The sequence below is a fragment of the Micromonospora sp. LOL_021 genome (assembly GCF_048060215.1).
GTDB lineage: Bacteria > Actinomycetota > Actinomycetes > Mycobacteriales > Micromonosporaceae > Micromonospora_E.
On record NZ_JBHMIN010000022.1, the window covers coordinates 1 to 22012 of the forward strand.

A 22012-nucleotide genomic window follows, 5' to 3' on the forward strand; every position below is an offset into this window, starting at 1 on the left:
GCTTCACCGGATTCGCCCGTGTCGCACCAATCAAACCTTTTGCGTTGCTGAGATCAGCTCATTGTCCCGGCACGGCGTACTCGGCTGGATGTCGGTGCCGACCGGCAGCGCCGTGCCCGGCTACGTCAACCACCCGGTGATCGCCCGCGCCCGGCACCTGGCCGCGATGCACCTGCCCGACCCGGTGACCGGGTGTCCGCGCTGCGGCACGATCGTCTGTCCGAGGCTGCGGCTCGCGGTGGCCTACCTGGACCGGTACGACGGTGACGCCGCCCGGACCATTCGTCGGCTGCTCGCCTCGGTCGGCATCTGGCTCACCGCTGACCCGACCACCGGGGCAGGTGGCGATGACTGAGTCGACAAGATCGCCGCTGGTGCAGCCGTGGGACGTCATCGAGATCGGCGGGTCCGACTATCTCAACGGAGACGGAGCGCTGCGGCTGCGGGTCATCCACGTCCGCGCCGAGGCCGCCTACCCGAACATCGAATGGATTCACCTGCTCGGCATCCGACTGCACGGCAACCGGGACGGCCAGATGATGATGGTGATGGTCCGCGCGGCGGCGCTACGCCGCCCCGGCGCGGTCAGCCGGCCGGCGACGCGCTCGGTCGACCCTGCGACAGATGGCGGGACCGGGCGAAACGGCCCGGAGTGAGGCCGACGATCCTGGTGAAATGCCGGGTCAGGTGGGACTGGTCGAAGAAGCTCGCCTCGGTCGCCGCGACACCGACCGAGGTGCCGTCGAGCAGCAGCCGCCGGGCCCGGTCCACCCGGCCGGCGGTCAGGTAGCGGTGTGGCGGCATGCCGAACTCGCGGCTGAACGCGCGTACCAGATATGCCGGGTCGAAATGCAGCAGCGCCGCCGCCTCGTCGAGGGTGAGCCCGGCGGTGATCCGCGCGTCCAGCAACTCCCGCAACCGGTACGCAGGCCCGGACCGGCGCGAACCGACGGCCGGGCCGGTATCCGTAGACCCGGGTGCGGCACTGCCCAGGTGCCAGCGCAGCCGATCCACGGCCAGCTTGAGGTAGGTCTCGGCGGCCAACTCGTCACCGCGGTGGGCCAGCGCCAGATGTGCCCGGTGGACGAGCCGGCGTAACCCGGGGTCCGGCACACCGGGGGCGTTGACCGACGCACCGACCAGGTCAGCCGGCAGTTGGCCGTCGTCGAGGTAGAACACCCGTTTGCGGAAGCCGTACCGGGTGGCCGCCGCGCCGTTGTGCGGCACCCCGGGCGGCAGCAGCGTGACCAGGTCGGTCAGCGCGTCGCGGGCATGCCGGTCCAGGTCGTAACGGACCGCGCCGTCGTCGACGATCAGCAGCGTCCAGGCGCTGTGCGTGTGCATCGGGTACCGGTGGGCGGTGAACCGGGCGTGGAACACCTCGGCGACCCCGGGCACCGGCGGCCGCCAGGCCCGCACCGACTCGGCTGGACCAGCCGACATGGTCAGGATCGTACAAGACCGGGCCGCGTGGTCCGGGCGACGCTGATCGACATGGACGACACGATCCCAGCGGTACGGTTCGACACCAAGATCGCGGTGCTGATCCGCGACGACCTTGCCACCTGGCAGCGGCTCAACGTGACAGCGTTCCTGGTCAGCGGGATCGGCACCGCCGCGCCCGAGGTGATCGGCGAGCCGTACGCCGACGCCGACGGCACCGGCTATCTGCCGATGTTCCGCCAGCCGGTGCTGATCTTCTGCGGCGGCAAGGAACTGCTGACCGCCGCCCACCGCCGCGCCGTCGACCGGGGTCTGGCGGTCTCGGTGTTCACCGGCGACCTGTTCGCCACCGGGCACGACGCCGCGAACCGGGCGGCGGTGCGCGGCGTACCCGCGGATAAGCTCGACCTTGTCGGCCTGGCGTTGTACGGCCCGCGTAATCCGGTCGACAAGATCGTCAAGGGCGCCCGGATGCACCCGTGACCCCTTGTCGGGACGCGATCTAGAAGGATCGTGGTCGATATACCGGCCAGATCCTTCTAGATCGCGGGGTGGGCGCGGCTCCGGCGGGGGTGGGCGCGGGCTCAGGACGGGCTGGGTGCCGGGGTCGCGGACTGAGTGGTAGTCGGGGTCGCGGACGGACCGGCGGTAGGAGTCGGCGATGGCGACGGGTCTGGCTCCGGTTCCGGGCCGGCGATGACGTGCCGTTCCAGGGTGACCTGGGCCTGGCCGGTGCCCCCGATCCGGATGTCGTCGTGCGCCTGCAACTGGTGTTCGGCGTCGAAGTACAGCACCGTCATGGCCAGTGGCGTCGGCTCCTCGCCCTCCAGGCCGCGCAGTCCGGCTCCGCCGGTCGAACCCTCCACCATCAGGCGGGTCGGCTGCTCCCCGGGAATCTCGGCGAGCATCCGGACCTCCCGGTTGTGGGTGTGCCCGGCCAGCACCAGCGGCGTGGTGCCGGACAGCGGCCCGGCGGACACCGGGTCGTGCACCAGGGCGATGTCGACCGGCTCGTCGGTGCCCCGGATCGTCGCGGCAAGTTGCTCGCCGACCCCGATGACCTGGTCGGTGGCCGGCTTGGACAGGCCGCCCTCGGCCGGGCTGGTCTGCTTGTCCGGGGTGAACCGGGGGTCGCCGATACCGGCGATGGTCAGCCCGGCGACCTCGGTGACCTCGTTGTCCAGCACGACCGCGTTCGGCTGGCTGGCCACCGCCTCCTGGGTGCGGACTGAGTCGTGGTTGCCGCGGATGAACACGTACGGCACCTCCAGCAGCCCGATCGAGGCGACGTAGTTCGCCTCCGGCTCGCTGCCCCAGTCGGTGATGTCCCCGGTGTCGATCACCACGTCGATGTCGAACTGCTCGACCACGGTACGGATCACCGACCAGCCGGTCGGGTTGAGGTGCATGTCCGACACGTGCAGCACCCGGGTGGTGCCCTCGGCCGCCTGGTAGACGGGCAGCGTCGACACGGTGGTGTAGATCCGGCTGACGTTGCTGACGATGTGCTGCAGCTGTTCGGCGTACTGGCTGTAGTTGGTGGCGATCCGCTGCACGTCACCGACCACCGCCGGGGCGTTGACCAGCAGACCCTCGTACCGTGGCTCCTCGATCGACTCCGGCCGGATGGTCGCCGCCGCGACGCCGATGCTGCCGCCGGTGATCAGCAGCGCCAGGGTGCCGGACCAGGCGACCCGGCGGGTGTCGCGGAAGACCAGCGCGGCGAGGACCAAGGTGGTGAGCACGGCGACCGCGATGGTACGGATACCGAGCCGCAGCACCCCCTCGGTGACGTCGCCGACCACGGTCTGACTGGCCCGGGTGATCGCGTTCGGGTCGTCGAGCAGGGCGAGGGTGCGGACCTGGTCGAGGGAGCCGAGCCGGATGGAGAGCTGGACCGGCCCTTCGTGGCTGTCCACGTGCAGCGCGCCGAGCGGCGGGATGGCCATGGTGGTGCCGCCGTCCACCGCCGGGGTCACCGACATCTCGGCCCGGAACGGGCCGATGTCGACGTCGGCGCGGGCGCCGAGCAGGACGCCGATGACGACTCCGGCCAGACTGACCGCGACGACCGCGAGCGCCACGCCGATCCGCCGGGTCGCCCGGGACCGGGCGGCCCGCCCGAATCCGCGACCAGCGGTACGGCTGACCGAGCCGAGCCGCCGCCCGGCACGCGCCAGCCGTCGCCTGGGGCGGCCCGGCTGCTGGCCGGGACGGCTCTGGTCGGCCGTCTGCTCGTCGCTCATGGTGAGATGATGCCTGTCTGATCGAGGGTGGGGAGGCGGGTGGGTCAGCTGCGCCCGGCTCCGCCGTCGGCGAATACCAGCCGCAGGATACGGTCGTCCTCCGGAGCCGGTTCGCCCCGGCCGTCCTGGTTCGAGGTGGTCACCCAGACCGAGCCGTCCGGTGCCTGCACGACGGTGCGCAGCCGACCGTACTCCTCGGTGAGCAGCGCGCGGGGCTGGCCGAACACCGTACCGGACTCGGTCAGCTCAACCAGCCACAGCCGCTCGCCGCGCAGACAGGCGGCGGCCAGGATCCGCTCCACCACGGCCGCCCCGGAGCAGGAGGACTCCTCGGTCGGCCAGACGACCAGCGGGTCGACGAAACGCCCGTCGTCGCCTTCGCCCTCGACCTGTGGCCAGCCGTAGTTCTCGCCCGGCTCGATCAGGTTGATCTCGTCCCAGGAGTTTTGGCCGAACTCGGTGGCGTACAGCCGGTCTTGGCCGTCCCAGGCGATGCCCTGCACGTTGCGGTGGCCCAGCGACCAGATCAGCGAGTCGGCGAACGGGTTGCCGGGGGCCGGCTCGCCGTCCGGCGTCATCCGCAGGATCTTGCCGCCGAGGCTCTCCTGGTCCTGGGACAGGCCGGTGTCCGAGGCGTCGCCGGTGGTGGCGTAGAGGAAGCCGTCGGGCCCGAAGGCGAGCCGGCCGCCGTTGTGGATGCCGGAGTGCGGAATGCCGGTGACGATCGGTTCTGGTTCGCCGCCCAGGGTCAGCCGGGCGATCCGGTTGTCCTCGGCGGTGGAGTAGTAGATGAACACCGTCTCGTCGGTGGCGTACTCGGGGGAGACGGCGATGCCGAGCAGCCCGCCTTCGCCGCCGCCGTCGACCTGGTCGATGGTCTGCACCTCGGTGACGTCCAGCCCGTCCTGGCTCGAACCGGGCCCGACCTGCAGGATCTTGGCGCTGTCCCGTTCGGTGACCAGCGCGGCGCCGTCCGGCAGGAACGCCACCCCCCACGGCACCGCCAGCCCGCTGGCCAGCACGGTGACGGCCACCTGCTGGTCGACGCCGCCGCCGGTCGGCGTCTCGGTGGGGGCGGGGAAGGTGGGGGGCGCGCCGGCCTGGTCCGGCTCCGGCTCGCCGAACGCGCAGCCGCCGGCGAGCAGCAGGGCGGTCAGACTGGCGGCGGCGGTCGCTGTGGTCGCGGCGGTCGGGCGGCGCGACGAGCGGCGGTACGGCAGGCGAGCGTTCACCCGCACCAGACTAGCCCGCTGCTGGACATCCGCATCCGACGGCGTCCCCCTTAGCGCTTAGGTAAGGGTATCCAAAATAGCTTTGGTTGGTGTTAGGTAAGGGTTCCCAAAATTGCGAGAAATGAATAAGCGCCATATATTCGATCGCAGTGGACTACGGTTTTCCCACAGTGGCTACGACGCTGCCACTGCCGGATGCTGCCGAGCTAGGAGGACCACCATGACCGCGATGATGGAGATGCCCCGGGTGCAGGAGTGCACCGCCGTGGAGTGCGCGTACAACCAGCACGAGGGCTGCCACGCCTTCGCCATCACGATCGGCACCGAGGCGGACAGCGCCAGCTGCACCACCTTTTTCGACATCTCGTCCAAGGGCGGCCTCGACGCGGTGATCGCCCAGGTCGGTGCCTGCAAGCGTGCCGACTGCCGGTTCAACGCCGAGTTGGAGTGCCGGGCCCCGGCGATCCGGGTCGGGCCGAGCCGGGAAACGGCCGACTGCATGACCTACGAACCGGCCTGACCCCACAGGTTCCGGCCAGAGTCGCAGCGGTGCCGGTCGTGGGAAGAGTCCGCGACCGGGCCGCTCCCGCCCCACCGGCTACGAGCGGATCTCCGGGTAGTAGTTCCCGCCCCAGGAGACCACGGTGTAGTCGACCTGTAGTGAGCCGGCATCGATGTTCCGGACCCCGTACAGGTACTGCGTGCGGGGCGCGACCTGCTCCGCCGCGCACACCCGTACCGGCGTGAGGCGCCTGATGGTGGTGCCGTCGCCAAGCGCTCCGGAGTTGGTTTAACTTTTTCGCCCGTCCGTGCATGCCGGTGGTTGACATGCGTCCGAGTGCCAAGAATTTGAAGACAAAAATAGAACGATGCAGCATGATCGATAAAGTGGATTTTCGAACGAGTAAGGTACTCGCAAAGTAGGAGGCGTGTCCGTGCCTTGATCGGCCTCGTACCGGATGATCATGTGATGTCCGGCCTGGGCGGACCGGACCCGGATGGCCCGCTATCGTCGGACCGGTGAAAGTCTGGATCCCCCACGAGCGCGGCCGACAACTGCTCGGCCGGCTGCCCGACGAGGTGACCGTCGAGGTCGCCGCCGACATCACTCAGCTGCCGTCCGACCCGGCCGGGGTACGCCTCTGGGTGCCGCCGTTCCTGGCCCGACCTGGAGCGGCGGAGCTGGCCGGCAAGATGCCGGACCTTCAGGTGGTGCAGTTGCTGTCCGCCGGTGCCGACGCCTGGGTGGGGCGGCTGCCGGAGCACCTGACGCTCTGCGACGCGCGCGGGGTGCACGATTCGTCGACGGCGGAGTGGATCGCCGCCGCGATTCTCACCCACGTCCGCGACTTCGCCGGCTTCATCCGGGCGCAGACCCGCAGGGAATGGTCGTACGAGCGGTTCGCCCCGACCGACGAGCTGGCCGGCAAACGGGTCCTCATCGTCGGTGCCGGATCGATCGGTGCCGCGCTGCGCGCCCGGCTGACCCCGTTCGAGGTGGAGTTCACGCTGGTGGCCCGGACCGCCCGGCCGGCCGAACAGGTGCGCGGCGTCGACGAGCTGCCCGCCCTGTTGCCGCACGCCGACATCGTGGTGCTGATCGTGCCGCTGACCGACCGGACCCGGGGGATGGTCGACGCGGCCACGCTGGCCGCGATGCGTGACGGTGCGCTGCTGGTCAACGCCGCGCGAGGCCCGGTGGTCGACACTGCGGCGCTCACCGCCGAGCTGTCCACCGGCCGGATCTGCGCCGTACTCGACGTGACCGACCCCGAACCGCTGCCTGCAGACCATCCTCTATGGACATTACCGAACGTGGTGATCAGTCCGCACATCGCCGGGTCGGTACGCGGACTGCTGCCGCGTGCGTACGCCCTGGCAGGTCGGCAGGTCACCCGGCTGGCCGCGGGCGAGCCGCTGGACAACGTGGTGGTGGACGGCTATTGAGTCGGCGGCGTGGCCGGTCCGTCGGTCGCGTCGGCCGCCGGTGTCGGCGGAGTCGCCGGGGCCAGTGGTTGTCCGCTGGCGGCGATCAGCCGGGGCAGGTCGTCGGCCCGTACGGCGGGCAGCCGTACCCGCTCGCCGTCGGTGAGCAGAGCCACCGCCCGCCCGTGCGGGTCGGCCGCCAGCTCGGCCACCCGCGTCCAGCCGATCCGGCGCTGGCCGATCAGCGCCCGCACCCGGAGCCCGGCCGGGTCGGCGTCGGTTCCGGAGCGGACCGCCCAGATCGCGATCGCCAGCGGCAGCAGCAGTACCGGCAGCAGATACCAGCGGGCACTGGCCAGCGGCAGCGAACCGACGAACGCGATCACCGCCGCCAGCATGATCGCCTGGTGCGGCCGGAACCGGACAGTTACCCTGCGACTCATCCGACAATCCTGGCATCCGGCCGGTGGGTGTCGGCTGCCGGGTAGGTCGGGCGGCACCGGTGCCGAAACCCGACGGAAATCTCCGGTGACCGTCCCGTAACCCGGCGCCGGACTGGTTCGTTGTGACCGGCACAGAGGGCCGACCCGGCCCGGCTGTGCCCCGACCCCTTCCGTGGAGGCGACGGCCACCGTGCCTGAGGCGTTCCCCGAACCACCCCGTACCCGTCCCCGCCCCCATCGGGCCGAACCCCCCGGCTGGACCCTGCCCGCACCGGCCGGCGCCGCCGCGCTGCTACTGACCGCCGGCGCCGCCGGCCTGCTGACCGCCCCGGTCGCGCTGCTCGGCGCGGTGCTGTTCGGCGTCGGCATGCCCGGTTGGCGGTTGTCGCGGATGGCCGTCACCGCGCACGCCCGTACCGGCGACTTCCGGGACTGTCGCGGCGCCGGCCTGCTCGCCGTGACCAGCGTCGGCGGCGCCACCGTGGTCTGCGTCGCCGCCTTCAGCCCGCCGGCGGCCCGGACCGGCCTGGCGCTCAGCGGGCTCGTCATCGCCCTGGCCGGTCACCTCGCGGCGATTCTGCTGCTGCCGGGCATCGCCGAGACCTGGCGGCTGCGGCTGCGGCGGGTGGTCGACGGGCTGAGCCTGGGGATCAGCCTGATTTTCGCCGGATGGCTGCTGTCGCCGGTCGACACCGTGCCGTCGGCCGTGCTCTTCGTCGAGCTGACCGTGATCGGGGCCGGGGCGATCATCGCGGTCACCGCCCTGGCGGTACGGAGGCAGCGCCCAGCGGTGCTGTACTGCGGTGGCGGCTCCATCGCGGTGCTCATCGGGCTGGCCGCCCCGACGGTCTGCTTCGCGTACGGCACCGCCGGCTGGCTCTGGTGCCTGGCGACGGCCCCGGCGGTTGGCGGCATGCTGTTGCTGGTCATCGGGGCGCAGCGGGCGCAGCGCGCGAGCTCGCGGCCGGTCACCCCGGCGCGTGGCCGGCTCACCGCGTACCCACTGTTGACGGTGCCGGCGGTGGTGGCCGCGCTGGCCGCCGCGTACCACGTGGCGACCCAGGGATCGTTCGACCGTACGTCGGTCCTGCTCGGCCTCGCGGTGATTCCGACGCTGGTGGTCCGGGAGATGATGGCCGCGGCCGACGTGCGGTCCTACGCCCGGCGACTGAGCATCCAGGAGGCGCATTTCCGGTCGTTGGTCTCCGGCGGCAACGATCTGACCCTGACCCTCGGCGACGACCTGCGGGTGCGGTGGCAGTCACCGGCCGCCGCGCGACTGTTCGGGCTGGCCGATGCACAGGTGCTCGGCCGACCGTTCATCGAGCTGATGCATCCGGAGGACGTCCCCGAGGTGATCACGGTGCTGACCGGCGTGGTGACCGGCCGGCTGGGACCGACCGGCCGGACCCCGCTGGTCACCGCCCGGCTGCGGGACGGCCATGGTCGCTGGCGGGACACCGAGTCCACCGTGTCCGACCAGCGGACGGTGCCCGAGGTCGGAGCGCTCGTGGTGCATGTGCGCGACGTGGGGGAGCGGGTGCACCTGGAGCGGCGGCTGTACAAGCTCGGCTTCACCGACCAGCTGACCGGGTTGGCGAACCGCCGGGAGCTGATGCGCCAGATCGCCAACCAGCGGGACCTGCCCGGTCATCCCGGTGCGTTGCTGATCATCGACCTGCACGGGCTGGTCGGTGTCAACGAGCAGTACGGGCGGGAGGTCAGCGACGCGGTGCTGGTCGAGGTGGGGCGGCGGCTGCGGGACACGGTCGAGCCGGACGACGTGGTCGCCCGGCTCAGCGGTGACGAGTTCGCGGTGATCACCGTCGCCGGCCCGATGCTGGCGTACGGCACCGGGGCGCGGCTGGTCGCGGCGCTGCGCGAGCCGTGCCAGCTGCCCGGCGCGGTGGTCGCGCTGCAGACCAGCATCGGCATGGCCGAGGTGGCCGGCGGCGCCGGGGCCGACGATGTGCTGCGCCGGGCGGATCTGGCCCGCCGCCGGGCCCACCAGCTCGGTCGTAACCGGGTCGAGTGGTACGACTCCTACCTGGAGGAACAGCTGGTTCGGCGGCTGGATCTGGAGCGGGAGCTGCCGGGCGCGGCCGAGCGGGGCGAGTTGGACGTGGTGTACCAGCCGGTGGTGGACCTGGTCGACGGCAAACCGGTCGGGGTCGAGGCGCTGCTGCGCTGGCGCAGCCCGGTGCTCGGCACGGTGCTGCCGGCCGAGCTGCTCGCCGTGGCCCGGGAACTGTCGCTGCTGGGCCACATCGGCCGGTGGGCGCGGGCCACCGCCTGTCGGCAGTTGGCGTCCTGGTCACGGGAAGGGCACGGGCTGTGGCTGTCGGTCAACGTCGCTCCGGCCGAGTTGGCCGCGCCGACCTTCGTGGCCGACCTGATGGCCATGCTGGCCGCCCAGGGCGTCGGGCCGGAGCGGCTCGTCGTCGAGGTCGCCGAGTCGCTGGTCGCCGAGGAGCTGGCGGCCGCCGAGAATCCGCAGGTCCTCGCACAGTTGGCGAACCTGCGGGCGCACGGGGTGCGGATCGCGTTGGACGACTTCGGCGCCGGTCAGGCCTCGATCGCCCAGCTGCGGCGGCTGCCGCTGGACGTCGTCAAGATCGACCGGTCGCTGGTCGCCGACGCCGGTGCCGGCCCGGACACCGTCCACCCGATGCTGGAGGCGGTGGCCGGGCTGGGCCGGCGGTTCGGGCTGGAGATCATCGCCGAAGGGCTGGAGACGGACGGCCAGGTGAGCCAGGCGCAGGTGGCCGGCTGCCGGTTCGGTCAGGGGTACGCCCTGGCCCGCCCCGCACCTGCGGAGCGGACCGAGGCGTACATCGCCGACTTCCCCACCCCGTCGCACTGACCCGGACGGACGCGGATCGGGCGGTGGTGGGCGGTGGTGGGCGCAGCTCGGGCGCGGGTGGGCGGCGGTCAGGCCGCGTAGCCGGGCATCGGGTATCCGGCCAGCAGGTCGGCGACCTCCCCGGCGATCCGGTCGAGGGCGGCGCCGTCGTCCTTGACCGCCGCGGTCACCGCGTCGTCCAGCCAGGCGGCGACCTGCGGCATCTGCGCCTCGGTCAGCCCGCGGGTGGTCAGCGCGGCGGTGCCCAGCCGGATGCCGGACGGGTCGAACGGCTTGCGCGGGTCGTACGGCACGGTGTTGTAGTTCAGCTCGATCCCGGCCCGGTCCAGCGCCTGCGCGGCCGGCTTGCCGGCGACGCCCTTGCCGGTCAGGTCGGCCAGGATCAGATGGTTGTCGGTGCCGCCGGAGATCAGCTCGAAGCCCCGGTCGACCAGCGCGGCGGCCAGTGCCTTCGCGTTGGCGACCACCTGGTGGGCGTACCGGCGGAAGTCGTCGGTGTCCGCCTCGCGCAACGCGACGGCGATGCCGGCGGTGGTGTGGTTGTGCGGGCCGCCCTGCAGGCCGGGGAAGACCGCCTTGTCGATCGCTGCGGCGTGCTGTTCGGTGGTGAGGATCATCGCGCCGCGCGGGCCGCGCAGCGTCTTGTGGGTGGTCGTGGTGACCACGTCGGCGTGGCCGATCGGCGACGGGTGCGCGCCGCCGGCGACCAGGCCGGCGATGTGCGCGATGTCCGCGACGAGCACCGCGTCGATCTCCCGGGCGATCTCGGCGAAGGCGGGGAAGTCGATGGTCCGCGGCACCGCCGTGCCGCCGCAGAAGATCACCTTCGGCCGTTCGCGGCGGGCCAGGTCACGTACCTCGTCGAAGTCGATCCGGCCGGTGGACCGGGAGACGTTGTAGCGGACCGAGTTGAACCACTTGCCGGTGGCCGACACCGACCAGCCGTGGGTGAGGTGCCCGCCCATCGGCAGCGACATCCCCAGCACGGTGTCGCCGGGGGAGAGGAAGGCGAGGTAGACGGCGAGGTTGGCCGGGGAGCCCGAGTACGGCTGGACGTTGGCGTGGGCCGCCCCGAACAGCGTCTTGGCCCGCTCGACGGCGAGCGTCTCGATCGGGTCGACGAACTGCTGGCCCTCGTAGTAGCGCCGGCCCGGGTAGCCCTCGGAGTACTTGTTGGTCAGCACCGTGCCGCTGGCCTCCAGCACGGCGGCGGAGACGTAGTTCTCCGAGGCGATCATCCGTAGCTTGTCGTGCTGGCGGCGGGCCTCACCCTCGACAAGGGCGGCGAGCTCGGGGTCGGTGGCGGTCAGTTGCGGGATCTGCGGTACGTGCACGACGTGCCCTCCTGGGGTCGGGCGGCTCCGCCGGCCGGGGCGCCCCGGACATGACGGTGCCGTCGACGGTGCACCCAGGCGCGCGGCGCACGTCGGTGGTCGCTCCCCGGTGGTCGGTTCCACCTTCGCTGCGCCAGTCGCGTGACCGGTCCGAGCATAACCCGCGGTGGTCGGCGGGTCGGGCGGACCCCGACGGTACGCGGCGAGATTTGCCGGTGTTTGAACCGTTTAACGCTCCGGAAACTTAACCGGTTCACTGAGTTGGCAGCAGGTCAGCCGTGGCGCGGCGGTGCAGTGCTGCCGCGCGGGGTCAGGCGCGGCGTCTCGTCCTGGTACGCCTGCGTCGGCTCACCGGCGATCGTCGCCAGCAGTTGCCGTGCGGCGTGCGCACCGTACGCCGGGATGTCGCGGCCCAGCGCGGTCAACGGCGGATGCACCAGGCGGCACAGTGGCGAGTCGTCCCAGGCCACGATCGACAGGTCGCCCGGCACGGCCAGCCCCATCTCCTGGGCCACCGCCAGACCGGCAATCGCCATCACGTCGTTGTCGTAGATCACCGCGGTGGGGCGGGCCGCGGTGCTGATCAGCCGCCGAGTGGCCCGGGCGCCCTCCTCGCCGGTGTAGTCGGACGGCACCGTGACGCACTGGTCCAGGCCCAGCCGGCGGCAGACCCCGGTGAACGCGTCCGCGCGGATCTCGGTGTGCAGCAGGCCGGGCAGGCCGCCGACCCGGGCGATCCGGCGGTGACCCATCGCGACCAGGTACTCGACCGTCTCGACCAGGGCCGACGCGTCGTCGGACCAGATGCTCGGCAGCGAACCGGTGTGCCCGGGGCCGCCGATCACCACCGCCGGCAGTTGCAGCGCCTCCAGCGCCGGCACCCGGTCGTCGTCGACCCGTAGATCGCAGAGGAACACGCCGTCCACCCGGCGCTCACCCCACCAGCGCCGGTAGACCGCGATCTCGGCCCCGGTGTCGGCCACCACCTGCAGGGTCAGCGCGTACGACCGGGCGGACAGTTCGGCCTCGACGCCGCTGATCAGCTCCATGAAGAACGGCTCGATGCCGAGTATCCGGGCCGGGCGGCTCAGTGCCAGGCCGACGGCGTTGGCGGTGGCCCCGGACAGGGCGCGGGCGGCGCTGTTGGGGTTGAACCCGATCTCGGCGGCGATGGCGAGGATCCGCTGCCGGGTCGCCTCGGAGACCCCGGGCTGGCCGTTGAGCGCGTACGAGACCGCGCCCTTGGAAACGCCTGCTCGGCGGGCGATGTCGGCGATGGTCGGCCGTTTCACCGGCGGCGCTCCTTTGGGCTCGTTTCTGCTGGTCAGGGCGGTGCACCAGGCGGTGCGTCGAGCCGGGTGGCGGGCGGTGCGGTGAATGGGTTCCGCTGGCCTTGCCCGGTTAAGTCTGCTGCCCGAAACGATATCCGGCGCCGGGCGGGCGCGGCGGCCACCCCGCCCCCGGTGCGCTACGAGACGTAGCTGGGTGCTCTGCCGCGGGATGTCGCGAGTGACCGAGGTCACCAAGGTTACGGGTTGGCCACGGCGTTAACCCGCCATTGACACGTGCCGAAGCCACTCGTACCGTGGCTTCACTTATCCGGTTCAGTCGACGTTCCTCGATGTTGGGAGCGTTTCCAGTTGTGTTCGGAGGATGGGATGAAGCAGCGTTGGACTCCTTGGACGCGTACGGCGGTGGTCGGCGCTGCCGGCGCGTTGCTGATCGCCGGCTGCAGCGGCGAACCCGGTGGCGGCAGCGACGACGGCGGCACCACTCTGACCATCGCGTTCTGGGGCGACTTCGGCCTCGACGACCTCAAGGCCGCGTACGAGGCGGACAACCCGGGCGTGCGGATCAACCTCAACTCCGGTGAGTACAACGCCCAGCACGAGGACCTGCAGAAGAAGCTGATCGCCGGGTCCGGCGCCGCCGACATCGCCGCCATCGACGAGGGCTTCGTCGTCCAGTTCCGCGAGCAGGCCGACAAGTTCGTCAACCTGCTGGACAAGGGTGCCGGCCAGTACGAGGAGCGCTACCTCGACTGGAAGTGGCAACAGACCCTGTCCGCCGACGGGGCCACCCAGATCGGCCTCGGCACCGACGTCGGCGGGCTGGCCATGTGCTACCGCACCGACCTGTTCGAGGCGGCCGGGCTGCCGACCGATCGGGACGAGGTCTCCGACCTCTGGCCCGACTGGGAGTCGTTCGTCGCCACCGGCGAGGAGTACGTCGCGGCCAGCGGAAAGAAGTTCGTCGACTCGGCCACCAACATCTTCAACCCGGTACTCGGCCAGCAGCCGGTCGGCCTCTTCGACACCAGCGACAACCTGGCCATGGAAGGCGGTCCGAAGGTCGCCTTCGACACCGCTGCCGCCGTCGTCGGTGCCGGACTGTCCGCCAACCTCGCGGCCTTCTCCCCGGAGTGGAACAACGGCTTCGTCAACGGCGACTTCGCCGTGCTGGCCTGCCCGGCGTGGATGATGGGCCACATCCAGAACACCGCCCCCGACACCGCCGGCAAGTGGGACGTGGCGGCCATTCCCGGTGGCGGCGGCAACTGGGGCGGCTCGTTCCTGACCGTCCCCGCGCAGGGCGAGAACGTCGACGAGGCGTACAAGTTCCTGGAGTGGCTGATCCAGCCCGAGCAGCAGATCGAAATCTTCAAGAAGGTCGGCAACCTGCCGTCGCAGCCGGCGCTATACGAGGACCCGGCGATCGTCGAGTTCTCCAACCCGTTCTTCAACGACGCGCCGGTCGGCCAGATCTTCTCCGCCACCGCCGCCAACCTCACCCCGCAGTACCTCGGCCGCAAGAACGGTCCGGTCCGGGTCGCGGTGGAAAACGTCCTCAACCGGCTGCAAAGCGGTGACCTGGAGGGCAAGCCCGACGAGGCGTGGACGGAAGCCATCGCGGAAGCCGAGAAGGCGACGAACGCGTAACCGCTCGCGGGCCGCGAGCCGAGCGTGCAGGGGTGGGTCTCCGGCGGGAAACGAACCCGGTCGGACGCCCACCCCCGCCACGCGGCGGGCCGGCCGTCGCACGGCTGAACCTGGAGGCAACCCATGTCCGTAACCCGCGCCGCGCCACCACCAGCACCGGACCCGACCTGGCACAAGCTGACCTGGCGCAACCGGATGCACCGCTTCGACATGCGGTACATGCCGTACATCCTGATCTCCCCGTTCTTTCTCCTGTTCATCGCCTTCGGACTCTTCCCGATCATCTTCAACGGCGTGGTGGCGCTGCGGCACTGGCGGCTGGACAACGCCGATTTGACCGGCTGGGCCGGGCTGGAGAACTTCCGGCGGCTGTTCACCGACGACAGCTTCTGGAACGCGCTGTACAACACGTTCGGCATCTTCCTGCTCTCCACCGTGCCGCAGCTGTTCCTGGCCCTGATCATCGCGTCGCTGCTGAACCGCAAGCTGCGGGCGCAGACCTGGTTCCGGGTCGGCATCCTGCTGCCGTACATCACCCCGATCACCGCGTCGACGCTGTTGTTCGCGGTCTTCTTCGCCCGCGACTTCGGCATCGCCAACTGGGTGCTCGACGTACTGCACCTGCGCGGCGAGGCGCCGATCGACTGGCGGTCCAGCAAGGCCGCGTCGTGGGTCGCCATCGCCACCATGGTCAACTGGAAGTGGATCGGCTACAACGCGCTGATCTACCTGGCCGCGATGCAGTCGATCCCACGCGACATCTACGAGGCGGCCGCGGTCGACGGCGCCGGCCCGTGGCGGCAGCTGTGGCGGATCACCGTACCGATGATCCGCCCGGTGGTGGTCTTCACCGTGATCCTGTCCACCATCGGCGGGCTGCAACTGTTCACCGAGCCGATGCTGTTCGAGCAGAACTCGCAGGCCGCCACCGGTGGATCCAACGGCCAGTTCCAGACCATCGCCCAGCTGATCTACAAGGTCGGCTGGAAGGACCTCAATCTCGGGTACGCCGCCGCGATGTCCTGGGCGCTGTTCCTGATCATCGTGATCATCGCGGTCGTCAACGCGCTGGTCGCCAACCGGCTGGGCGGAGGCCGCAAATGAGCACCAGCAACGTCGGCCGTCCCCCGGCCAGTACGCCGGGCAGCTTCTGGAACTACCTGTTCCTCAGCCTGGTCATCCTGTTCTCCGCGTTCCCGCTCTACTGGATGGTGGTGATCGCCAGCGGCACCGACGCCGACCTGGCGAAGATCCCGCCGCAGCTGCTGCCCGGCGGCCAACTGCTCAACAACGTCAACGAGGTCTTCACCCTCAAAAACGTCTACTTCGTCCAGTCGCTGGGTAACAGCTTCGTCGTCTCGTCGATCGTGACGTTCTCGGTGCTGTTCTTCTGCTCGCTGGCCGGCTTCGCCTTCGCCAAGCTGCGGTTCGCCGGCCGCAACGCGCTGATGGTCATCGTGGTGCTCACCCTCACCGTGCCCAACCAGCTCGGCGTGGTCGCCCTCTACATCCTGATGGGCGAACTCGGCTGGAACGGCACCCTGGTCGCGGTCATCGTGCCCGGTCTGGTCACCGCGTTCGGCGTCTTCTACATGCGGCAGTTCATCCTCGAAGCGGTGCCCGACGAGCTGATCGAGGCCGGCCGGATCGACGGCGCCACCACCCTGCGGATCTACTGGAGCGTGGTGCTGCCGGCGGTCCGCCCGGCGATGGCCGTGCTCGGCCTGCTCACCTTCGTGGCCACCTGGAACGACTTCCAGTGGCCGCTGATCACCCTCGGCGGCACCTACTACCCGACGTCGATGGTGGCCCTTTCCGACCTGGCCAGCGGCAACTACGTGCTGTACCGGCGGGTACTCGCCGGTGCGTTCGTGGCGACCATCCCATTGTTGATCATGCTCTTCATCGGTGGTCGGCAGATCGTCCGGGGAATCATGGAAGGCGCCGTCAAGAACTGACCCGGCGCGGACCCGTACCGTGGCCCAGTCCCGCTCCAGCACTAGTGAGGTATGGCATGAACACCGTACGACCGCTCCACGAGGGCTGGACCGTACGACCGGCCGACGGGTCCGACGTACCCGACGGCGTCGGTGACCGCAGCGTCCCCGCGGCCGTACCCGGCTGCGTCCACACCGACCTGCTCGCCGCCGGCCTGATCCCCGACCCCTACCTCGACGACAACGAAACCCGGCTGTCGTGGATCGGCCGGGCCGACTGGGTCTACGAGACCACGTTCGACTGGGCCGACCCGGGCGATCCCCGGGTGGACCTGGTCTGCGCCGGCCTCGACACCGTCGCCACCGTCACCCTCAACGACGTCGAACTGGGCCGCACCGCCAACATGCACCGCGGCTACCGGTTCGACGCCCGCGCGGCGCTGCACCCCGGGCGCAACACCCTGCGGGTACGGTTCGACTCCGCGTACCGGCACGCCGAGGCGGTGCGTGAGCGGCTCGGCGACCGGCCCAACGCCTACCCGGAACCGTTCAACTTCATCCGCAAGATGGCCTGCAACTTCGGCTGGGACTGGGGCCCCAACCTGGTCACCGCCGGCATCTGGCAGGAAATCGGCCTGCACGTCTGGAGCACCGCCCGGCTGGCCACCGTCCGGCCGCTGGTCACCGTCGACCACACCGGCGGTACGGCCAGCGGTACGGCCAGCCGGTCGGCCGGCGACGATGGGTCCGGCGGTGTCACCGGCCGGGTCGAGGTGCACGTCGACGTCGACCGCGCCGACGGTGCCGACGCCCCGCTGACCGTGGTCGCCGCAGTTGCCGGCGCCCGCGCCGAAACCGTCGTCCCGGCCGGGCAGCGCAGCGCCGTCGTGACCCTCACCGTCGCCGAGCCTGAGCTGTGGTGGCCCCGGGGGTACGGCGAACCCGCCCGACACGCACTCGACGTCACCCTCAACAGGGCCGACGGCAGCACACTCGACACCTGGCAGCGGCACATCGGCTTCCGGTCGGTCCGCCTCGACACCACCGTCGACGCCGCCGGCAGCGCGTTCACCCTGGTCGTCAACGAGATGCCGGTCTTCGTCCGGGGCGTCAACTGGATCCCCGACGACGCGTTCCCCACCCGGGTCGACCGGGCCCGCTACGCCCACCGGTTCGGCCAGGCCGTCGAGGCCGGCGTCAACTTCCTGCGGATCTGGGGCGGCGGACGCTACGAATCCGAGGACTTCTACGACCTCGCCGACGAACTGGGCCTGCTCGTCGGGCAGGACTTCCTGTTCGCCTGCGCCGCGTACCCGCAAGAGGAGCCGATCGCCAGCGAAGTCGCCGCCGAGGCCCGTTACCAGGTCGCCCGGCTCACCCCGCACCCCAGCCTGGTGCTGTGGACCGGTAACAACGAGAACATCTGGGGCTGGCACGACTGGGGCTGGCAGGAGGTCCTCGACGGACGCACCTGGGGGCTCGGCTACTACCTCGACGTGCTGCCCGGCATCGTCGCCGAACTCGACCCGACCCGCCCGTACTGGCCGGGCAGCCCGTACTCCGGCCGCGACGACCTGCACCCCAACGACCCGTCGCACGGCACCATGCACATCTGGGACGTGTGGAACACCGACGACTACCTGAAGTACCGGCAGTACGTGCCCCGGTTCCTCGCCGAGTTCGGCTACCAGGGGCCACCCGCGTACGCCACCCTGCGCCGCGCGATCAGCGACGACCCGCTCACGCCCGACTCGCCCGGCATGGCCCACCACCAGAAGGCCATCGACGGCGACCGGAAACTGCGACGCGGCCTCGACGCGCACCTGCCGGCACCGCGCGACTTCGACGACTGGCACTACCTGACCCAGCTCAACCAGGCCCGCGCCATCGCCGTCGGGGTGCGGCACTTCCGCTCCCACCGGGGCGTCTGCATGGGCACCATCCTGTGGCAGCTCAACGACTGCTGGCCGGTCACCTCGTGGGCCGCCGTCGATGGTGACGGACGGCGCAAACCCCTGTGGTACGCGCTGCGCGACGCCTACGCCGACCGGCTGCTCAGCATCGAGCCACGCGACGGTGGGCTCGCCCTGGTGGCGGTCAACGACACCGGCACCGACTGGCACCCGCAGACCGACGTCACCCGGCTCACCCTGACCGGCCAACCACTGGCCAAGATCGGCTACCAGCTGGCCGTACCGGCCCATTCGGCGGTCACCGTACCGCTCGTCGCCGACCTGACCACCAGCGGCGACCCGCGCCGCGAGCTGCTGCTCGCCGCCGCGGCCGGGCAGCGGGCCTGGTGGTTCTTCGCCGAGGACAACGAGGTCGACTACCCGGTGGCCGGGTACGACGCGGCGGTCGAGCCGACCGATGGCGGGCTGCGGGTCATCGTCACCGCCCGGACCATCCTGCGTGACCTGACCCTCTACCCGGACCGGCTCGACCCGGCCGCCGAGGTGGACCGGGCACTGGTCACTCTGCTGCCCGGCGAGTCGACGGAGTTCGTGGTCCGCACCGGGACCGAACTGGACCCGGTGGCGCTGACCAGCCGGCCGGTGCTGCGCTGCGTCAACGACATCGTCAGCGACAACCCGGCGGCCGGCGCATGAGCACCGGCCCGCCGATCGCCGGCCTACCAGCGGCCGACCACGCCCCCGGCCCGGTTCTCGCGATCGACGTGGGCGGCACCAAGCTGGCCGCCGCCGTCGTCGAACCCGACGGCACCATCGCCGTGCAGGGCGCGGTGCCGACGCCGGCCGGCGGGGACACCGCGACCGTCACCGTCGCCCTGCACCGGGTGGTCCGCCAGGTCATCGGCGACCGGGACCCGGCCACGCTGACCGGGCTCGGCGTCGGCTCGGCCGGCCCGCTCGATCCGGCCGCCGGCACCGTCAGCCCGGTCAACATCCACGCCTGGCGCGACTTCGGCATCCTCGACTCGCTGCGGCCGTTGCTGCCCGGCCGGCCGGCGGCGCTCGCCGGCGACGGGCACTGCATGGCGCTCGGCGAACACTGGCGCGGCGGCTACCCCGGCCGCGCCCTGCTCGGCATGGTCGTCTCCACCGGCGTCGGCGGCGGACTGGTCATCGACGGCCGGGTCCAGCCGGGCGGCAGCGGCAACGCCGGCCACATCGGACACATCGTGGTGGACATGGCCGGCCCGCCCTGCCCGTGTGGCGGACGCGGCTGTGTCGAGGCGATCGCCAGCGGTCCGGCGATGGTCCGCTGGGCCGTCGACCAGGGCTGGACGCCGGGGGACCGGCCGGGCGACGCCCGTACCCTCGCCGAGGACGCCCGGGCCGGCGTACCGCTCGCCGTCGCGGCGTTCGGGCGTGGCGCGAGGGCGCTGGCCGCCGCGGTGGTCTCCGCCACCGCGTTGGTCGACCTCGACGTCGTCGTCATCGGCGGCGGGGTGGCCGCCGCCGGTGACCTGCTCTTCGCTCCGCTGCGCGCGGCCGTAGCGGAGCTGGCCGGGCTCGACTTCGTCCGCCGGGTTCGGATCCACACCAGCAGTCTCGGCAACGACGCGGGGTTGCTCGGTGCCGCCGCACTCGCCCTGGAGGCCGCCGCGCGCCGGTGACCTCCACCGCTCCACGGTCAAGGAGAACCCCGTAATGCGCCCACGCTCCGCCGGCCTGCTGCTGGCACTGGCCGGGCTGCTGCTCACCGCAGCGGCAGCCCCGGCCCAGGCCGCACCGCCGGCCCACCGTCCCGGTCATCCCGGTCATCCCGGTACGCCTGGTCAGCCGACCGCCGGATTCGTCACCCGGCACGGCGACGACCTCACACTCGACGGCCGGAAGTTCCGGTTCGCCGGCAGCAACAACTACTACCTGATGTACAAGTCGCCGACGATGGTCGACGACGTGTTCGCCGACGCGAAGGCAGCCGGGTTCACCGTGCTGCGTACCTGGGGATTTCTCGACATCGGCAACGCCGACGGTTCCGACTCGGTCGCCGGCCCGGCCGACGGTGTCTACTTCCAGTACTTCGACGGCGAACGGCCGGCGTACAACGACGGCCCGGACGGCCTGCAACGCCTCGACTACGTCCTCGCCGCCGCCCGCGAAGCCGGCATCAAACTGGTCGTTCCGCTGACCAACAACTGGCGCGACTTCGGCGGCATGGACCAGTATGTCCGCTGGCGCGGTGGGCAGTACCACGACGAGTTCTACACCGACCCGGTGATCCGCGGCTGGTACTCCGACTGGATCTCGCACGTACTGAACCGCACCAACACCATCACCGGGGTCAGGTACAAGGACGACCCGACGGTGATGACCTGGGAGCTGGGCAACGAACCACGCTGCAAGGGATCCGGCGTCTACCCGACCTCACCGGACTGCACCACCGACACGCTGACCGGCTGGGCTGACGAGATGACCCGGCACGTCAAGTCGACCGCGCCCCGGCAGTTGGTCAGCGTCGGCGACGAGGGCTTCTTCTGCGACGATCCGACCAGCGCCGACTGGACCACCAACTGCGGCGAAGGGGTGGACAGCGTCGCGTTGAGCAGGCTGCCCGCCGTCGACGTCGTCTCCTACCACCTCTACCCGGACCACTGGGGCAAGGACGCCGCCTGGGGCACCGAGTGGATCACCCGGCACGCCCACGAGGCGAAGAAGGTCCGCAAGCCGGTGATGCTCGGCGAGTTCGGCATCCACGACAAGTCGACCCGCAACGTCGTCTACCGGGAGTGGACCGACGCGGCGATCGCCGGCGGCACCAGCGGTTTCCTCTACTGGATCCTCTCCGGCGTGCAGGACGACGGCAGCCGCTACCCGGACTACGACGGTTACACCGTCTACTGCCCGAGCCCGGTCTGCACCACGTTGTCCAACGCGGGCGCGGCGGCGCGCGGCGACCGCAGGCCGTGGCCGCCGGTCGCTGACCACGACACCACCACCGTCGAGTTCGGCCAGGTCGCGACGCTGCGGCCGACGGCCAACGACATCGCCTGGCGGGGTACGGTGCGAGCCGCCACCATCGACTTGGACCCGACGGAACGCGGCCAGCAGAAGCAGGTCAGCGTCGAGGGCGGGGAGTTCACGCTCGGCGACGACGGTGTGGTCACCTTCACCCCGGCGGACGGCTTCGCCGGCCGGGCCAGCGCCCGGTACCGGGTGTGGGACCGGGCGTGGCGCGTCTCGAACGTCGCGGACCTGGTGGTCACCGTGAAGCCGGACCCGGCCGGGGTGCAGACGCTGTTCTCGTTCGAGACCGGCACCGACGGTTGGGGGCCGCCGTCGTGGGAGCCGGGCATCGGCAGCGTCGCCCAGTCGGACACGTTCGCCACCGACGGGTCGTACGGGCTGCGGGTCGACTCGGTCGACGGCGGCTGGTTCGGTACGTCGTTCGTCGAGCCGGTCGACCTGTCCGGCCGGGTGACCCTCAAGTACGACCTGCGTACCGACCCGTCGGCGGGCACCAACGCGGCGATCGCGGTGCAGACCGGTCCGTCCTACACCTGGTGCCAGTCGACGTTCACCTGGCTGAACCAGGACTGGACCGGCACCGCCGAGATCGACCTGCTGACCGAGATGTCGTGTGATGCCGAGGCGCTGGCCGACGTGCGGGAGCTCTACGTCTACGTCAACCCGGGCTCTGTCCACCTCGACAACATCCGGGTCGAGTAGGACGGCGCGGTCA

At 71.1% G+C, this 22012-nt stretch carries 19 protein-coding genes and 1 riboswitch; of the genes, 12 read left to right on the forward strand and 7 right to left on the reverse strand.

The features are described from left to right. Positions 1-88 precede the first annotated feature (88 nt). Entirely contained in the window at positions 89-355 is a 267-nt protein-coding gene (locus tag ACFHWT_RS16100; protein WP_416595441.1) for a hypothetical protein, read from the forward strand. Next, positions 348-656, forward strand: coding sequence for a hypothetical protein (locus tag ACFHWT_RS16105; protein ID WP_416595443.1), 309 nt, complete (start codon positions 348-350; stop codon positions 654-656). Before ACFHWT_RS16100 ends, ACFHWT_RS16105 begins: the two co-directional genes overlap by 8 nt. On the opposite strand, the gene ACFHWT_RS16110 is transcribed toward ACFHWT_RS16105, so the two are convergent. Next, on the reverse strand, positions 586-1443 hold the full coding sequence (locus ACFHWT_RS16110) for an AraC family transcriptional regulator (protein ID WP_416595445.1): 858 nt from the start codon (positions 1441-1443) through the stop codon (positions 586-588). The genes ACFHWT_RS16105 and ACFHWT_RS16110 overlap by 71 nt on opposite strands. Before the next feature lie 51 nt (positions 1444-1494). Between ACFHWT_RS16110 and ACFHWT_RS16115 the strand changes: the two genes are divergently transcribed. Then, positions 1495-1926, forward strand: coding sequence for a DUF2000 family protein (locus ACFHWT_RS16115; protein WP_416595447.1), 432 nt, complete (start codon positions 1495-1497; stop codon positions 1924-1926). A gap of 101 nt (positions 1927-2027) precedes the next feature. Here the strand turns inward: ACFHWT_RS16115 and ACFHWT_RS16120 are convergent, their stop codons facing one another. Together ACFHWT_RS16120 and ACFHWT_RS16125 are read right to left on the reverse strand one after the other, a co-directional pair. Next, positions 2028-3689: a metallophosphoesterase family protein gene (locus ACFHWT_RS16120; RefSeq protein WP_416595449.1), complete on the reverse strand. Its 1662-nt coding sequence runs from the start codon at positions 3687-3689 to the stop codon at positions 2028-2030. Positions 3690-3733: 44 nt separating this feature from the next. After that, a complete protein-coding gene (locus ACFHWT_RS16125) occupies positions 3734-4909 on the reverse strand; it encodes a PQQ-dependent sugar dehydrogenase (RefSeq protein ID WP_416595548.1) in 1176 nt (391 codons plus the stop codon). Between the two features lie 232 nt (positions 4910-5141). On the opposite strand from ACFHWT_RS16125, the gene ACFHWT_RS16130 reads away from it, so the two are divergent. Beyond that, positions 5142-5441, forward strand: a complete 300-nt coding sequence (locus ACFHWT_RS16130) for a DUF1540 domain-containing protein (RefSeq protein WP_123600394.1) — start codon at positions 5142-5144, stop codon at positions 5439-5441. Positions 5442-5519: 78 nt separating this feature from the next. Here the strand turns inward: ACFHWT_RS16130 and ACFHWT_RS16135 are convergent, their stop codons facing one another. Beyond that, positions 5520-5654 (reverse strand): hypothetical protein, encoded by a 135-nt coding sequence (locus tag ACFHWT_RS16135; protein ID WP_416595451.1) that lies wholly within the window; start codon positions 5652-5654, stop codon positions 5520-5522. Positions 5655-5941: 287 nt separating this feature from the next. On the opposite strand from ACFHWT_RS16135, the gene ACFHWT_RS16140 reads away from it, so the two are divergent. Continuing rightward, positions 5942-6868: a 2-hydroxyacid dehydrogenase gene (locus ACFHWT_RS16140; protein WP_416595452.1), complete on the forward strand. Its 927-nt coding sequence runs from the start codon at positions 5942-5944 to the stop codon at positions 6866-6868. Here ACFHWT_RS16140 and ACFHWT_RS16145 read toward each other — a convergent pair. Beyond that, positions 6862-7290, reverse strand: a complete 429-nt coding sequence (locus tag ACFHWT_RS16145) for a PH domain-containing protein (protein ID WP_416595453.1) — start codon at positions 7288-7290, stop codon at positions 6862-6864. The genes ACFHWT_RS16140 and ACFHWT_RS16145 overlap by 7 nt on opposite strands. Positions 7291-7480: 190 nt before the next feature. Between ACFHWT_RS16145 and ACFHWT_RS16150 the strand changes: the two genes are divergently transcribed. After that, positions 7481-10153 carry a putative bifunctional diguanylate cyclase/phosphodiesterase gene (locus ACFHWT_RS16150; RefSeq protein WP_416595455.1) on the forward strand — a complete coding sequence of 891 codons (2673 nt, stop codon included), beginning with the start codon at positions 7481-7483 and terminating at the stop codon, positions 10151-10153. A gap of 68 nt (positions 10154-10221) precedes the next feature. Here the strand turns inward: ACFHWT_RS16150 and glyA are convergent, their stop codons facing one another. Further along, on the reverse strand, positions 10222-11487 hold the full coding sequence (glyA, locus tag ACFHWT_RS16155) for a serine hydroxymethyltransferase (RefSeq protein ID WP_416595456.1): 1266 nt from the start codon (positions 11485-11487) through the stop codon (positions 10222-10224). Between the two features lie 65 nt (positions 11488-11552). Then, a riboswitch (ZMP/ZTP riboswitch) is annotated at positions 11553-11638 on the reverse strand. 121 nt (positions 11639-11759) lie between these two features. Then, entirely contained in the window at positions 11760-12779 is a 1020-nt protein-coding gene (locus ACFHWT_RS16160) for a LacI family DNA-binding transcriptional regulator (RefSeq protein ID WP_416595457.1), read from the reverse strand. Positions 12780-13145: 366 nt separating this feature from the next. On the opposite strand from ACFHWT_RS16160, the gene ACFHWT_RS16165 reads away from it, so the two are divergent. The 6 genes from ACFHWT_RS16165 (at position 13146) to ACFHWT_RS16190 (ending at position 21999) form a co-directional block, all read left to right on the forward strand. After that, on the forward strand, positions 13146-14426 hold the full coding sequence (locus ACFHWT_RS16165; protein ID WP_416595459.1) for an ABC transporter substrate-binding protein: 1281 nt from the start codon (positions 13146-13148) through the stop codon (positions 14424-14426). A gap of 123 nt (positions 14427-14549) precedes the next feature. Then, positions 14550-15530, forward strand: a complete 981-nt coding sequence (locus ACFHWT_RS16170; protein ID WP_416595460.1) for a carbohydrate ABC transporter permease — start codon at positions 14550-14552, stop codon at positions 15528-15530. Next, complete coding sequence (locus ACFHWT_RS16175; protein WP_416595461.1) at positions 15527-16384, forward strand: carbohydrate ABC transporter permease; 858 nt, start codon at positions 15527-15529, stop codon at positions 16382-16384. Before ACFHWT_RS16170 ends, ACFHWT_RS16175 begins: the two co-directional genes overlap by 4 nt. A gap of 56 nt (positions 16385-16440) precedes the next feature. Continuing rightward, positions 16441-18972 (forward strand): glycoside hydrolase family 2 protein, encoded by a 2532-nt coding sequence (locus ACFHWT_RS16180; RefSeq protein WP_416595463.1) that lies wholly within the window; start codon positions 16441-16443, stop codon positions 18970-18972. Then, entirely contained in the window at positions 18969-19943 is a 975-nt protein-coding gene (locus tag ACFHWT_RS16185; protein WP_416595465.1) for an ROK family protein, read from the forward strand. The genes ACFHWT_RS16180 and ACFHWT_RS16185 overlap by 4 nt, the downstream gene beginning before the upstream one ends. A 34-nt stretch (positions 19944-19977) precedes the next feature. Beyond that, positions 19978-21999 carry a cellulase family glycosylhydrolase gene (locus ACFHWT_RS16190; RefSeq protein ID WP_416595467.1) on the forward strand — a complete coding sequence of 674 codons (2022 nt, stop codon included), beginning with the start codon at positions 19978-19980 and terminating at the stop codon, positions 21997-21999. The last annotated feature ends 13 nt before the right edge of the window (positions 22000-22012 follow it).